This window comes from Mesorhizobium sp. B2-4-12, assembly GCF_006441575.1.
Taxonomy (GTDB): Bacteria; Pseudomonadota; Alphaproteobacteria; order Rhizobiales; family Rhizobiaceae; genus Mesorhizobium.
This window is the reverse complement of record NZ_VFVC01000002.1, coordinates 78,916-91,360: the sequence shown is the minus strand read 5'-3', so window position 1 is coordinate 91,360 and position 12,445 is coordinate 78,916. Positions and strand designations below refer to the sequence as shown.

At 61.9% G+C, this 12,445-nt stretch carries 17 protein-coding genes; 3 read left to right on the top strand and 14 right to left on the bottom strand.

The window, feature by feature from the left end; genetic code table 11:
- Nucleotides 1–15: 15 nt before the first annotated feature.
- From FJ934_RS01790 to moaA, 12 genes are all read right to left on the bottom strand, one after another.
- Nucleotides 16–573: a GNAT family N-acetyltransferase gene (locus FJ934_RS01790; protein WP_246671410.1), complete on the bottom strand. Its 558-nt coding sequence runs from the start codon at nucleotides 571–573 to the stop codon at nucleotides 16–18.
- The gene (locus tag FJ934_RS01785) at nucleotides 533–1,237 is read right to left on the bottom strand and encodes a DNA alkylation repair protein (protein ID WP_140606941.1); all 705 of its coding nucleotides are present in this window, start codon (nucleotides 1,235–1,237) and stop codon (nucleotides 533–535) included. The genes FJ934_RS01790 and FJ934_RS01785 overlap by 41 nt, the downstream gene beginning before the upstream one ends.
- A gap of 6 nt (nucleotides 1,238–1,243) precedes the next feature.
- Nucleotides 1,244–2,113 carry an NAD(P)-dependent oxidoreductase gene (locus FJ934_RS01780; protein ID WP_140606940.1) on the bottom strand — a complete coding sequence of 290 codons (870 nt, stop codon included), beginning with the start codon at nucleotides 2,111–2,113 and terminating at the stop codon, nucleotides 1,244–1,246.
- Between the two features lie 136 nt (nucleotides 2,114–2,249).
- The gene (locus tag FJ934_RS01775) at nucleotides 2,250–3,074 is read right to left on the bottom strand and encodes an ABC transporter permease (protein WP_140606939.1); all 825 of its coding nucleotides are present in this window, start codon (nucleotides 3,072–3,074) and stop codon (nucleotides 2,250–2,252) included.
- On the bottom strand, nucleotides 3,071–3,787 hold the full coding sequence (locus FJ934_RS01770; protein ID WP_140606938.1) for an ABC transporter permease: 717 nt from the start codon (nucleotides 3,785–3,787) through the stop codon (nucleotides 3,071–3,073). Before FJ934_RS01770 ends, FJ934_RS01775 begins: the two co-directional genes overlap by 4 nt.
- 78 nt (nucleotides 3,788–3,865) lie before the next feature.
- Complete coding sequence (locus FJ934_RS01765; RefSeq protein WP_140606937.1) at nucleotides 3,866–4,651, bottom strand: ABC transporter substrate-binding protein; 786 nt, start codon at nucleotides 4,649–4,651, stop codon at nucleotides 3,866–3,868.
- Nucleotides 4,652–4,797: 146 nt separating this feature from the next.
- Entirely contained in the window at nucleotides 4,798–5,319 is a 522-nt protein-coding gene (mobB, locus tag FJ934_RS01760) for a molybdopterin-guanine dinucleotide biosynthesis protein B (protein WP_140606936.1), read from the bottom strand.
- The gene (gene mobA / locus FJ934_RS01755) at nucleotides 5,316–5,948 is read right to left on the bottom strand and encodes a molybdenum cofactor guanylyltransferase MobA (protein ID WP_140606935.1); all 633 of its coding nucleotides are present in this window, start codon (nucleotides 5,946–5,948) and stop codon (nucleotides 5,316–5,318) included. The genes mobB and mobA overlap by 4 nt, the downstream gene beginning before the upstream one ends.
- A gap of 50 nt (nucleotides 5,949–5,998) precedes the next feature.
- A complete protein-coding gene (locus FJ934_RS01750; RefSeq protein ID WP_140606934.1) occupies nucleotides 5,999–6,919 on the bottom strand; it encodes a DMT family transporter in 921 nt (306 codons plus the stop codon).
- 174 nt (nucleotides 6,920–7,093) lie between these two features.
- Nucleotides 7,094–7,456 carry a hypothetical protein gene (locus tag FJ934_RS01745; protein WP_140606933.1) on the bottom strand — a complete coding sequence of 121 codons (363 nt, stop codon included), beginning with the start codon at nucleotides 7,454–7,456 and terminating at the stop codon, nucleotides 7,094–7,096.
- Nucleotides 7,457–7,561: 105 nt separating this feature from the next.
- Entirely contained in the window at nucleotides 7,562–8,062 is a 501-nt protein-coding gene (locus FJ934_RS01740; RefSeq protein WP_140606932.1) for a hypothetical protein, read from the bottom strand.
- Between the two features lie 53 nt (nucleotides 8,063–8,115).
- Nucleotides 8,116–9,111 carry a GTP 3',8-cyclase MoaA gene (moaA, locus tag FJ934_RS01735; RefSeq protein ID WP_140606931.1) on the bottom strand — a complete coding sequence of 332 codons (996 nt, stop codon included), beginning with the start codon at nucleotides 9,109–9,111 and terminating at the stop codon, nucleotides 8,116–8,118.
- A 191-nt stretch (nucleotides 9,112–9,302) separates the two neighbouring features.
- Here moaA and FJ934_RS01730 point away from each other — a divergent pair, with 191 nt between their 5' ends.
- Together FJ934_RS01730 and FJ934_RS01725 are read left to right on the top strand one after the other, a co-directional pair.
- A complete protein-coding gene (locus tag FJ934_RS01730) occupies nucleotides 9,303–9,656 on the top strand; it encodes a DUF971 domain-containing protein (protein WP_140606930.1) in 354 nt (117 codons plus the stop codon).
- 92 nt (nucleotides 9,657–9,748) lie between these two features.
- On the top strand, nucleotides 9,749–10,360 hold the full coding sequence (locus tag FJ934_RS01725; protein ID WP_140606929.1) for a pyridoxamine 5'-phosphate oxidase family protein: 612 nt from the start codon (nucleotides 9,749–9,751) through the stop codon (nucleotides 10,358–10,360).
- 23 nt (nucleotides 10,361–10,383) lie between these two features.
- Here the strand turns inward: FJ934_RS01725 and FJ934_RS01720 are convergent, their stop codons facing one another.
- Entirely contained in the window at nucleotides 10,384–10,836 is a 453-nt protein-coding gene (locus FJ934_RS01720; RefSeq protein WP_140606928.1) for a MarR family transcriptional regulator, read from the bottom strand.
- Nucleotides 10,837–10,883: 47 nt separating this feature from the next.
- Here FJ934_RS01720 and FJ934_RS01715 point away from each other — a divergent pair, with 47 nt between their 5' ends.
- The gene (locus tag FJ934_RS01715; protein WP_140606927.1) at nucleotides 10,884–11,789 is read left to right on the top strand and encodes an alpha/beta hydrolase; all 906 of its coding nucleotides are present in this window, start codon (nucleotides 10,884–10,886) and stop codon (nucleotides 11,787–11,789) included.
- A gap of 11 nt (nucleotides 11,790–11,800) precedes the next feature.
- On the opposite strand, the gene FJ934_RS01710 is transcribed toward FJ934_RS01715, so the two are convergent.
- Nucleotides 11,801–12,196, bottom strand: coding sequence for a rhodanese-like domain-containing protein (locus FJ934_RS01710; RefSeq protein ID WP_140606926.1), 396 nt, complete (start codon nucleotides 12,194–12,196; stop codon nucleotides 11,801–11,803).
- Between the last annotated feature and the right edge of the window lie 249 nt (nucleotides 12,197–12,445).

The following is a 12,445-nucleotide window of genomic DNA, read 5'->3' as shown; positions in this document are numbered from 1 at the left end:
GTCAATGCTCGAGCCTCATGTCGGCGAGAGCCGGCCATCCCGGTCTCGTTGAAACCGCGAGCAGCAAACATGTCGCGAAAGCCCATGAAACGGTAGCTCGGTGACGCCTCGTCCACCGGATAGGCCTCTGACGCGCGCCCCCTTGGTGAAGGCGTGCTCGATGGCCGCATCGAGCAATGCCGAAGCAAGCCCGCCGCCGCGCAAAGCCCTTGGCACGTAGAAGCAGACGATCGACCAGACGCCCGTCTCGGCGTCATCCTGCTGCCTTGAAAGCTTGCGATAGGTCTCGCGCGGCGCGACCGAGCACCAGGCGACGGCCTTTCCGTCGATATGGGCGAGGATGCCGACCGGCGTGCCGGCGTCGATGAGCGCCGTCATCCGACGTTTCTTCTCGTCGTTCTGGATATGCTCGCGACCGGCGTGTCGCCAGGCCATGCACCAGCAATATTTCGGCGCACCGGGCTGCTCGAACAAGGTCTCGAAGCTGACGCGTGTTGCCGGTGTCACCTCGGTGAAACGGATATCGGCGTATTCAGATTTTTCTGGCGGCGAGGCGTTCGAGCGTCTTGGCATCTGACAGTTCCTTCGCGGCATCTTTGCCGACCCAACGCCTGGTCTTGTCGCTGGAAACCGCAAATTTCTGCGCCAGGGCGAGGGCAGGAGCATGCAACGTCACCGATCGCTTACCGATCTGCCGCAGCGCCCAATTGACCGCTTTCCTGACGAAATTGCGTTCATCACCGGCATGGGCGTCGATCAATCGCAGATAAGGCAGGAACGTCGCGTCAGGTTCCTTCTTCAGATGCACCGCCGCCCATGCCAGCATCGCAAAGGCCGTGCGGCGGACGAATTCGCGCTCGTCGGCCGCGAACTCTTCGATCAGTTCACGCCAGAACGGCGTGTCCACGAACAAGTCCGACACAGTGTCGACAACTTCCCAGGAATCGAAATCGCCGGCCCAGCGGCGGCATTCCTCAATGGTGATCTCCTTTGGCTCACCAGTGAAAGCCGCGATCAGCCTCGCTTCGCGAATGCCGCTGTCCCACAGCGCCAGGGACCGTTCGTGGTTGCGCTTCAGCTTGCGCGCCAAGGGCCGCAAATCCACATTGCCAACACCGAGCGCGGTCGCGGTGTTGATGCCGAACCGCGCCATGCCGCGGCGATTCTCCTCGGTGCCGATCGAGCGCAGATGCGCGACGACCTCCTGCGCGGTCCAGCCTGGAGCGGGCAGGGACATGGGCGCCTACTTCTCCAGCCGCGCCAGCAGCGAGGACGTGTCCCAACGCTTGCCGCCCATGGCCTGCACGTCCTTGTAGAACTGGTCGACAAGCGCGGTCACCGGCAGCTTGGCGCCGTTGCGGTCGGCTTCCGCCAGGCAGATGCCGAGGTCCTTGCGCATCCAGTCGACGGCGAAACCGAAATCATATTTACCGGCATTCATGGTCTTGTGCCGGTTCTCCATCTGCCAGGAGCCGGCCGCGCCCTTGGAGATCACCTCGATCACCTTCTCGATGTCGAGACCGGCCTTCTTGCCGAAATGGATGCCTTCCGACAGTCCCTGCACCAGCCCGGCGATGCAGATCTGGTTGATCATCTTGGTGAGCTGGCCGGCGCCTGCCGACCCCATCAGTCCGACCATACGGGCGTAGGCGTCGATGACCGGCCTGGCTTTGTCGAAGGCAGCCTGGTCGCCACCGACCATGACCGTCAGCACGCCGTTCTCGGCACCAGCCTGGCCGCCGGAAACCGGCGCGTCGAGAAATGAGAATCCGCTCGATTGCGCGGCTTGTGCCAGTTCGCGCGCGACTTCTGCCGAAGCCGTCGTGTTGTCGATGAAGATGGAGCCTTTCTTCATCGCCTTGAAGGCGCCTTCGGGACCAGTCGTCACCGACCGCAGATCGTCATCATTGCCGACACAGGAGAAGACGAAATCCTTGCCCTCGGCAGCCTGCGCCGGCGTCGCGGCAAAGCTGCCGCCATGTTGAGCGACCCATTGTTCGGCTTTCGCGCGGGTGCGGTTGTAGACGGTGACGTCGTGGCCGCCCTTGTTCTTCAGGTGCCCGGCCATGGGGTAGCCCATGACGCCAAGACCGAGAAATGCCACCGATGCCATGCCTTTTCCTTCCGACGGAATAGAGATTTCAGTTGCGGAAGCTCTAGGCCATACGGCGAATTCGTCAAGGCGCGCGCCACCGCATCGACTGGTGCAGACTGATGACAGATCGCTTAAACGCGTGGCGTCGCACGCATCAGCGGTGTAGGTGGACCGTGATCCGCCGTTCGATCCATTCGACCCCGTGGCGCAGGATCTCGACCATCACCAGATAGACGATGGCGACCCAGACATAGGCCTGGAAGTCGAAGGATTTGGCGTAGGCGAGCTTCGCGTTGCCCATCAGGTCGTAGACTGTGATGATGGCGACGATGGCCGAGGCCTTGATCATCAGAACCAGTTCATTGCCGTAGGGTCGCAATGCCACGATGATCGCCTGTGGCAGGATGACCTTGCGCAATGTCTGCAGCTTGTGCAGACCAAGCGAGGCGGCGCCCTCCCACTGGCCCCTGGGCACGCTTTCGATGGCACCGCGCAGGATTTCGGCCTGATAGGCGGCGGTGTTGAGCGCGAAGGCAAACACACCGCAGTTGAAGGCGTCGCGGAAGAACCACCACAGTCCGACGGATTCGAGCTGCACCCGGAAAGAGCCCACGCCGTAATAGACCAGATAGACCTGTACGAGCAGCGGCGTGCCGCGGAAGAAATAGACGTAATAGTAGGCGATGCCGGACAGGATCCGGTTCTTCGACATGCGGCCAAAGGTGACGGGCAATGAAAGGATCGCGCCGACCACCATCGAAATCGACACGAGCGCCAGCGTGGTTCCCAGCCCTTGCAGATAGGCCGGCGCATACTTGGCGAAGAATTCGCCGTTCCAGGAATAGAAAAGATAGGCAACGATACCGAGGCCGAAGAGAATCCACAGGCCGACAAGCGCATATCCCACGATGCGGGTGCGCGGCCAGCCGCGAGCCGGCGGTGGAGGCCGTTCGACCGCGATCGCTTCCGTGATGCTCATCGCGCCTCCCTCCGCCCCAGCGAGCGCAAGATAAACCCGGTGGCGATCGACGACAGGATCGCCAGGACGAGGAAGACCAGCGCGGCGAAGCTATAGAAGAGGAACGAATGCTTGGTGACGCGCGCCGCCACGCCGGCGTTGCGCAAGGTCTCGGCGAGGTTGACCACAGAAACCAGGGCGGTGTCCTTGAGCAGGCTCAGCCAGCAATTCTCGAGACCGGGGAAGGCGATGCGTAGCAACTGGGGCAAGATCACCTTGCGCATGGTCAGCCACTTCGACAGCCCGATCGCATAGCCACCCTCATACTGGCCCTTTGGAATGGCGCGAAAGGCCGAAAGGAATACCTCGCTGGCATAGGACGAAAAGATCAACGAAAGCACGATCATGCCGGCGACGAAGCTGTCCACATCGATCGTCGCCTCGGGCTTGAAGAAGCGGATGATGTATTGCAGCAAGATGGGCATGCCGAAGAAGAACAGGAACAGCGTCACCAATTCCGGCAGGCCGCGAAACACGGTGGTGTATATGTTGGCCGCCAGCCGCAGCGACGGTTCTTCGGACTGCTTGGCCCAGGCGACGAAAAAGCCGATCGTCAGGCCGATCGGCAGTGTTGCAAGGGCGAGCGCGATGGTGACCATCGCGCCATAGGCAATATCGTCACTCCAGCCATCGGGGCCCCAACTGAGAAGTGTCCAAATGCTTTGGGCCGGCATTTACGAGTCTTGTCTCCGTGGCGATCCCGGGATGATTGAAGGGTGGCGAGGAATTCCTCACCGCCCTCCGCGCAATTATCAGGACTCGGCGCCGTAGACGTCGAACTTGAAATACTTGTCGTTGATTTCCTTGTATTTTCCATTGGCGCGGATGGCGTCGATGGCGGCATTGAGCTTGTTGACCAGGTCGGTCTCGCCCTTGCGTACCGCAATGCCGGCGCCCGGTCCAAAAATCTCGACCGGCTGCGGCTTCGGTTGACCGAGGATCTTGCAGCAGGCGCCGTCAGGCGAATCCAGCCATTGCTGCAGGACCACGATGTCGTCCTCGATGGCGTCAAGGCGTCCATTGGCGAGATCGGCCTGCTCCTCGGGGCTGCTCGGATAGCCCTTGACGGTGCTGTCGGTGTAGGTCTTCGAGGCATAGTTGAAGTGCGTGGTCGTGGTGGCGACGCCGATCGTCTTGCCGGCGAGGTCTTCCTTGGTCACGCCTTTCAACGTGCTGTCCTTCGGCACTGCGAGCGCCGATGGCGTGTTGTAGTATTTGTGCGAGAAGTCGACCTTCTGCTGGCGCTCCGGGGTGATCGACATCGAGGCGACGATGGCATCGAACTTGCCGGCCTGAAGCGCCGGGATGATACCGTCCCAATCCTGGGCGACGAAGGTGCACTTGACCTTCATTTCATCGCAAAGCGCTTTGGCGATGTCGATGTCGAAGCCGACGAGTTGGCCATCAGCGGTGAGATTGTTGAATGGAGGGTAGGCGCCTTCGGTGCCGATCCTCAGGGTCTTTTCCTGGGCCTGGGCTACGCCGAGCGTCAGCAGCGCAGCCGATGCGGCGAGCGCGATACGCAGTGCAATACGCATGATAGTCCTCTCTTTATGGTCCCGGCCGTCGTTCCGAAACGGCTCTGTGGGGCGGTGCTTTTGACCGCCCGCTGAAGCGATACTCCCATTCTTTCCAAGAAAAAAGCAACTGCAAAACCACCCAAATCGGTCATGAGGTTCTGCCGTTACGTTACATCTGAAGCAACGAGACCGGTCGTGCGTTCGATGAAGTCGACTATCGATTTTACGTCATCGAGGTCGAATACCGGCAGGCTCTTGTCCGCAACGACGAAATCCGCGGCGACCGCGATAACATTGGGATCACCCGCCGAAAGCGGGGTCCGGTCCTTCGCTTCCAGTCGCCTGGTTTCGATCTTGCAGTGGGATTCGCGCTTGTAGCCTTCGACCAGCACGATGTCGCATGGGGCAAGCCGTGCCAGAATATCGGTCAAGGAAGGTTCATTCTCGCCACGCAATTCGTGCATCAGCGCCCAGCGATTGCCGGACACGATCGCCACCTCGGAGGCGCCGGCCTGCCGATGACGGAAGCTGTCCGCGCCGGGCTTGTCGATGTCGAAATCATGATGGGCATGCTTGACCGTCGAGACCTTCCAGCCGCGCCGCACAAGCTCCGCGACCAGCTTTTCGGTCAGTGTGGTCTTGCCGGAGTTTTTCCAGCCGGTGATGCCGAAGACGCGTCTGTTCATGACATCATGCTCTGCAACAGACGCACGGCATGGGCAAGGTCGTCCGGTACATTGATGTTGAAGAAAGGGTCGAGCGGCTGGCCGGCGGATTGGAGGACCGGAAAGGCCACCTCGACATGGCCGTGCCGCTCGACAAAAGCCGAAACCCGCCGGTTGTCCTCATCGACCAGGAAATGCCGCAAGGCGTCGCGGCATCCGGTCGGCCACAGCGCGAAGGTCGGGTGTCGCCGGCCGGCCGAAGAGGCGACGGCGATCTTCCCGGGATACTTACCGGCTGCCGCGGCCAGGCGATCGACGAGATCGAGCGGCAGGAAAGGTGTATCGCCGGCAGCGGTGACGATCGCCTTGCAGGGCGTGCTGGCAACCGCCCATTCAAGGCCAGCGAGGATTCCGGCAAGCGGTCCGGCAAAGCCTTCGACCGTGTCGGCAAGCACCGGCAGTCCGAACCGGGCAAAGCGCGCCGGGTCGCCATTGGCGCTCAGCACCAGGCTTTCCATCTGCGGACCAAAGCGCGACAGGACATGATCAAGCACGCGGCCACTGCCAAGCGGCAACAGGCTCTTGTCGCCGCCTCCCATCCGCCTCGATTGGCCGCCAGCCAGAATGATCCCCGCGACATCTCGCTTCATGCCACCCAGCCTGTACGCCAGCCGCCGGAAATCGCAAGCAACTTCGAGGGCTAGATTCCATCCGGCGCCATGGCCGGTCCCGTGCTTTCAGCGACGATCCTTCGCCGGCCGACCACCCGCTCACGATAAAGCGCATAGAGGCCCGAGCCGACGACGATTGTAGCGCCGGCGGTCATCGGCATGTCCGGTATGTCGCCGAAGACGATCATGCCCAGCAGGATGGACCAGAGGAGCGCCGTATAGCGGAATGGCGCGATGAAGGAGATTTCGCCCGAACGCATCGCCATGATGATGAATTGATAGCCGATGAGCACAAGAACGGCCGCCAGCGCCAGCAGCGCCGTGCTTTTGCCGGTCATCGGCGTCCACCCGCCCATCGGCGACAGCAGCACCGCGCCGACGACGGTCATTGCGAGTGCGGTGGCGGTCGAGACCAGCATCGTCGGCACGGTTTGAGGAATGCGCTTGGTGGCGAGATCGCGCACGGTGCAGCATGCGACGCTGGCCAGCGCCACAAGGGAATAGACGCTGAAGCCATCGAAACCCGGCCGCACGATGACCAGCACGCCGGCAAACCCCGTGGCGATCGCCAGCCAGCGTCGCCAGCCGACCGCTTCGCCGAAGAATAGCGCGGCACCCATCGTCACCGCCAGCGGCAGCGCCTGAAGAACGGCCGAAACGCTGCCGATCGGCAGATGGGCGAGCGCCACGAGAAACGACACGGTGGCGCCCGCTTCGCCAAGCACGCGGATTGCCACCAGCGGCTGCAGCATCAGACGCGGCTGCGAAAGCGCGCCCCGTTGCCAGGCCAGCAGGCCGACGAAAAGCGAGGCGAATGCGCCTCTGATCAGCATGACCTGCGCCATGTTCATCGATTGCGAAGAATATTTGGTGATGGCGTCGTTGAGCGTGAAGCCAACCATCGCCACCATCATGAACAACGCGCCGCGAAGATTTGGAGAAAGAGGCAAGACATCTACCGGTTGCTTTGGCAGCAAGCCTGTAACAGTTCGCCAGGAAAGAGCAACGGCAAAGGACTGTACCAGGACAGGGGCATCCACGATCGCCGGCATGGAATCATATTCTGGATTGGCCGTGGTCGGGAGGCGGCTTCGCCTCCCGCAAGCTGTCCAGCCACGACGATGCTATTTCTTCGGCGTCAGCACCTCGGTGCCGTTACCTTCCTTACCGGCGATCGTCCACAGGCCATGCAGCGAGCCATCCTCCTCGACCTTGTAGACGACGAGGCCGATATCCTTGTCCATGACATAGCCGGCGGAGAATGCATTGTCGTTGCGCATGCAGATGCCGTCGGAAGAAGAACCGCCGGTCTCCCAATGGATGGTGCAGGTGGTCCCGCTGGTGAGCGTGATGGTGGCTTCGCCGCCATAGGACGAGCCGTCGAAATTGGTGCCGGCGACGGTGTAGGTCCCACCGATCGACTGGGCAGCCGCCGGCAGGGCGGCGAGGCCGAGCATTGCGAACGAAACAAGAATTTGGCGTCTCATGTAATCCCCCAAGAGCGATAACCGCTACAAGAGCGACGCTAGGCGGGAAAACACCGCCGGTAAATCAGACGGACATTCGCGAACAAAAATTTGTTTGCGGTGTGGCTAAAATGCTCTTGGTCTCGGCAGCGTTAATGGCCCCTTGAGACTGCTGGCAATGGCACCGACTATCGGGTCATATTTCGAGTTCAGGGCCGGTGGATAGTCGATCCAGACTGTGCGGATGACGCCATCGCGGCCGAACAGCCGCCGCTCATAAAAGATCTTACCATCCTTCCGGCCCGACAGCACCGCCCAGTCCTTGCCGGTCTTGCTGTAGGCGATTGTGTAGCTTTGCTCCTTGCTGGCTTTCTCGGCCGCAATGAAACCCTTCGGCGTGTCATTGTCGATGTTGAGAATGCCGGAGCACGTCAAGCTGGCGCCGTCCGCGCTCAGCCATACCTGCCCGTCGCCATTTTCCGGCTCGGGCTGACGATCGGTGAATATGTCGTCGGGAAAGGTGCAAACCGTGCCGAAGCGCTCGTTCACATAGGTGAAGGGGGCGGCAGTTGCGCTGCCTACTGTAATTGCCGCGAAACCCGCCATAATTGAGGAAAGCCGCCGCATGCATTGCCCAAAGCCGATGACCGAAAGGCGATCCTTGCAAAAAACGGCGCTGGTCAGCCGCCCGTCACGCTCATATGCCGTGACACCGATGGGCGGCTGGTGCGGCGGTCGATGATGAAATCATGGCCTTTCGGCTTGCGGCCGATGGCTTCGTCTATTGCGTCGGCGACAAGTTCATTGCCCTCGGACGCGCGCAACGGCGCGCGCAAGTCGGCCGCGTCTTCCTGGCCGAGGCACATATAGAGCGTGCCCGTGCAGGTCAGCCTGACGCGGTTGCAGCTTTCGCAGAAATTATGCGTCATCGGCGTGATGAAGCCGAGTTTCCCGCCGGTCTCGGCGACTTGGACGTAGCGGGCGGGGCCGCCGGTCTTGAAGGGAATATCGGTCAGCGTGAACTGTCGCTCGAGCGAAGCGCGCAGCAGCGACAGCGGCAGGTACTGGTCGGTGCGGTCGGCGTCGATCTCGCCCATCGGCATGGTCTCGATGACAGTCAGGTCCATGCCACGGCCATGCGCCCACCGCATCATGTCAGGCAGTTCGGCGTCGTTGAAATCCTTCAGCGCCACCGCGTTGAGCTTGACCTTCAGCCCGGCCGCCTGAGCGGCGTCGATGCCCGCCATGACCTTGCCGAGGTGCCCCCACCGGGTGATCTGGTGGAACTTGTCGGCGTCAAGGGTATCGAGCGAGACGTTGATGCGCTTGACGCCGCAATCGGCAAGCTCAGCGGCGAAGCGCGACAGTTGCGAGCCGTTGGTGGTCAGCGTCAGTTCTTCCAACGCGCCGCTGTCAAGATGGCGCGACAGCTGACGCACCAGATGCATGATGTTCTTGCGCACCAGCGGCTCGCCGCCAGTGAGGCGCAGCCTTTTGACGCCCTTTTGGATGAACACAGTGCAGAGCCGGTCCAGCTCTTCCAGCGACAGCAGGTCCTTCTTTGGCAGGAAGGCCATGTCCTCGGCCATGCAATAGGTGCAACGAAAATCGCAGCGGTCGGTGACCGACACTCTGAGATAACTGATCGTGCGACCGAAGGGGTCGATCATGTCCATGTTCGAACGTTCCGTGGCCGTTACCGCCGTCGTTATATATGGCTATGTGATACGATCCAACCCGCCATTCAAGATAGCCGGGCTTGATCTTTGGTAACATTCCCCGACCGACATCGCGCGTCGGCACCCTCCAAGCCTTTTCGCAGGGCGCGAAGCAGCGTAGGGAAGGGGCAATTCAAGCAGGACCGATCATGACGGCGCCAAAAGAACTGAGGGTCTCCAAGGACCGCAAGCTGCTCACCGTGACGTTTCCCGACCATCAGCCGTTCGAGCTGCCGGCGGAATTCCTGCGTGTGGTATCGCCGTCGGCGGAGGTGCAGGGCCATTCACCGGATCAACGGGTGACGGTTCCCGGCAAGCGCAATGTGGCCATCCTGAAGATCGAGCCGGTCGGCAATTATGCGGTGCGCATCACTTTCGACGATTTCCATGACACAGGCATCTTCACCTGGAACTACCTGCACACGCTCGGGCACGAGAAAGACGAGCGCTGGAGTGCTTACCTCACCGAACTTGCGGAAAAGGGCTTGAGCCGGGACCGCTGACCTCAGCGCCGAAATCAACTTCGGCGACCGGCTGTCGTCAAATCGTCATGGACGTAGCGTAGCGCCGGCAAAGGTTCGCGGGAGGGAAGAAGATGTCGGTCATTACGTCGGTCGAGCAGTTGGAGGCGCTCTACGGACTGCCCGGCGAAGCCTCGCTGGTCAAGGAACTCGACCATCTCATCCCGGAATACGCCGCCTTCATCAACGCCTCGCCGTTCGTTGCCCTCTCGACCAGTGGGCCGGAGGGGCTGGACTGCTCGCCACGCGGCGATCTCGCCGGCTTCGTGCGTATCGTTGATACGAAAACGCTGATGATGCCGGACCGGCGCGGCAACAACCGTGCGGATTCGCTGAGGAACATCATCAGGGATGCGCGCGTCGGCCTGCTGTTCCTGGTGCCGGGCTCCGGTACGACGCTGCGCATCAACGGCCGGGCGCATATCACCACCGACGCAGCACTTTGCGCGTCATTCACCGTCGACGGCAAGCCGGCGCGCTCGGTGACCGTCATCGATGTCGATGCGGTCTACTTCCAGTGCGCCCGCGCCATCGTGCGGTCGGAATTGTGGAACCCGGCCAGGCATGTCGACCCGAAGTCGCTGCCGACGCCCGGACAGATCCTGGAAATCACCAGCCGCAGGAATATCGACGGCGAAACCTATGACAAGGAATGGCCGGAGCGGGCGAAAAAATCGATGTGGTAAGTGGATGCGTGGCCAAGAGACGGTCAGGCTTCCTTCAGCACCTCGGTGATCTTGCGCATCTGCTCGCCGATCATGTCGCATTGTTCCGGCGTCGACTGGCTCATCGCCTTTTCGATCAGCGCCATATGCACTTTCAGCGCCTGCATCAGCAGCGCTTCGCCGGCTTCGGTCAGGGCTAGGCGCAGGATGCGCTTGTCCTTCTCATCGCCCTCGCGGCGTAGCAAGCCACGTGTCTCCAGTTGCGGCAACAGCATTGTGATGTTGGAGCGACCGACGAGCAGCTTGCGGGCAAGGTCGTGCTGCGACATGCCGGGATGGCGGTAAAGGTTCATCAGCACGTCGAGCTGCGCCGGCTTCAGGTCGAGCGGCGCGAGTTTCACCGCCAGCGTGCGCTCCAGCACATGACAGGCGCGCGCCACCGCGACCCAGTTGCGAAAACGCGGGTTGTCCCAGGGTAGCTCTTGTCTATTGTTCATCTTTGAACTATTATGTTCATGCTTGAACGTATGGATGGATTCTCACTATGGCATCATTCGGGCTGAAGGTCATCCGAGGTGTGTTTGGTGCGGCCGAACATATCGCGCCGCGTATCACCGGGCGCGCGGCTTTCGAACTGTTCTGCCGTACGCCAAGCACCAGGGCGCTCACCGACGGCGAGCGCCGCGCCATCGACCGGGCTGCCGGGTTCATGGCCGAAGCGCGCCATCACCGGCTGAAGACCGCGACCGGTTGCGTCATGGTGCATGAATTCCGGCCGGAGCCGGGCAGGGCTGCCGCCGGCACGGTGCTTGTCGTCCACGGCTGGCGATCGCGCACCGAATATATGCGTGCATTGATCGAGGGCTATCGCGCGGCCGGCTACAGGGTGGTTTCGCTTGACCTGCCTGGCCATGGCCAGTCGCAGGGCCGCAGACTGAACATGGTCAACGCGGTGGACGCGGTGCGGGTTGCCGGCGAGTGGTTTGGCCCCTTTGCCGCGGCGGTCGGTCATTCCTTCGGCGGTGCCATCGCCGCCAATGCCATTGCCGGGTCCGTCAAGAACATCCAGCCGCTGGCGGCCGGGCGTCTTGTGCTGATCGCGGCACCAAGCTCCTTGCCGGCGATCTTCGCCGACTTCAGTCGCATGCTCAATGTCGGCCCCCGCTCGCAGGTTGCCATGGCGGACCGCGTCGAACACCTTTCCGGCCGGCCCCTGCATGAATTCACAGGCGACCGCCAGCTCGCCCGGGCGCCCGTGCCGACCCTGGTCATCCACGCGCCTGACGACCGCGAGCTGCCGGCCGAACATGCAAGACGTTATGCCGGCGCCGGCCGCCATGTGCGGCTCCAGTGGGCCGAAGGGCTCGGCCATCGCCGCATTCTTGCGGATAAGGGCGTGGTTGAACACGCCGTCGCCTTCGTGGCCCGGGAACCGTCGCGGCTCCACTGAGCAGCCTCGGATTATTTCTTCTTTTCGCCAGGCTCCACAGGCAGTCCAGCCGCCTTCCAGGCGGTGTAACCGCCAAGAATATGCTTGACCGGCGTGAGCCCCATGTCCTGCGCGGTCTTGGTGGCCAGTGCGGAGCGCCAGCCGCCGGCGCAGAAGAAGACGAAGCTTTTCCCCGACGCGAAGAACGGCTTGTGGTAGGGACTTTCCGGATCGATCCAGAATTCCAACATGCCACGGGTGACATGCTTGGCGCCAGGGATCCTGCCGTCGCGTTCGATCTCGCGATGGTCGCGCAGATCGACGAAGATGGTGCCTTCGTCCTCGAGCAATCCTGCCGCCTCCTCCGGCGAAACCACTTCGATCTCGGCGTTCGCCTCGTCGAGCAGTTCGCGATACCCTTTTTTCACGGTCGTCCCTCTCTTGCTGGCAGGTTCGAATTTCGAGCACAACAGCCAGCGTTTGTCACGCGGCGTTGGTTGCCAGCCATCGCCTTCCACGCGGCCATCGCCCCGGCCTCGGCCGCCAGCAGGGCGGTGCACGAAGCGTGAAGGCGCCTGGATCCCGCGGCTGGAGCGGAAACATCTCCGCTCCGGCCGTCACGACGTTGTGAAACCGTTCTGCAACAACCCCGCCGAAATTTATGAAAGCTTAACGAA